At 31.0% G+C, this 1,415-nt stretch carries 1 tRNA gene; it reads right to left on the bottom strand.

Going from position 1 to position 1,415, the window contains the following annotated elements:
* Nucleotides 1–1,339: 1,339 nt before the first annotated feature.
* A tRNA-Asn gene (locus tag ACFIKE_RS10575) sits at nt 1,340–1,414 on the bottom strand.
* Nucleotide 1,415: the final 1 nt, after the last annotated feature.

The raw sequence follows: 1,415 nt of genomic DNA, 5'->3' as shown, positions 1-1,415 counted from the left end.
TTTTTACTTTTTTTGATTTATTCTCAATTGAAAAGAGGTTTAAAATACTCTTGCCAAAGTAAGAAGGTCCTTCAGAGGGTTTCATTTTTTTTAAATGAAAACCTCTAAATGTTTGGATTTTAAAAATCTTAAAAAAAGAAATCATTATTGTAGAGGCAATTATTTATTTGCTTTATTCCCATTTTTAAAAATGGGAATAAAAATAGATTTTATTTATATAAAATTATTTTTATAAAAGATGTATTTTATCTTTAATGATAACTTTTAATTTCAAACATTGATGTCTAATAATAACTCATTGTTTTATATATTGAATGATTCATTATACCGCATTTTTTCGTTTTGAAGCTATTTATGCGGATCAATTAAAAGTATTCATTTGCACGTTATATGTGAAATTATCGTATAGATAAACACTTGAGAAATAAATAAAATGATTTTTATCAACTCTTTCAAAGGCAAGGAGGTATTGCTAAGATTGAGAGTTGGAAAATAGTATGATGCCATGGCTTTTATTATAAATAAAGATGGAGCTGCTCAATCGATTTCATTTTATACCATTTACGGGAGTCATTGTGAAATGGGCTTGGGGCGATTTAAGAGATATCTCTTTAGAAAAGCGTGTGACTGCATAATGCAATAGCGAGAATGTCATGATTTCTGAAGGCTTTCTCAGGATTCTTAACAATTTACGTTCGTTATCTTGGTTTTTACTGTAAAACACTATTATTTTGGGGGATATAAAGCCTATAAAACTTGATGTATTAAATGTTTTATGACAGTGTGGAGAACAAGGCAAGGTTGTTTGTAAAGCGTTGAAATGGTTAGCAGGAGGAACATCCTGTTAGATAAGACTCCGGAGTGTTTAAAGACTTGTTTGATGTTTTTTGCTTTTAGGATGGGGAGGAGGTCATGTGGGGGGTATGGAGATAATATATGCCTTGATTGTTGTTTCTTCTATTTTTCAAAATGATTGCTACATGAGCAGTTTTTTTTAAGTTTAATTTTTTCCTTGGAAAAAATTATATGAGATCTTTTTCATTGCGGATGGAACTTAATAATTCTCTCTCCTGAAAGAAATTGTAATTTATAATGTGCGAATAACTGCAGTGCTCTCTTATAGAGGCGCGGTAGTTTGAAAAAAGTAATCTTATTTGTGCTATTTTAAAATCAATCAATCGCTTTTTGCATTCATTGCAAAAAATACATTCTGTTGTAGAATATTGCGTTTCTACTTTATTGTAAAAACCAAAAATCCTATTTCCTCACTTTTATTAATGAATCCCTCATGTCTAAAAACTTTAGAAAAAACAATAAACTACGTTGAATAAAAGAAAAGTGGCTCCCCGGGCCGGATTCGAACCAGCGACCAACCGGTTAACAGCCGGTTGCTCTACCGCTGAGCTACCGGGGAA

Origin of the sequence: Bartonella sp. MU70NMGDW (assembly GCF_042194085.1) — a bacterium.
Taxonomy (GTDB): domain Bacteria; phylum Pseudomonadota; class Alphaproteobacteria; order Rhizobiales; family Rhizobiaceae; genus Bartonella; species Bartonella grahamii.
This window is presented reverse-complemented; position numbering and strand designations above follow the sequence as displayed.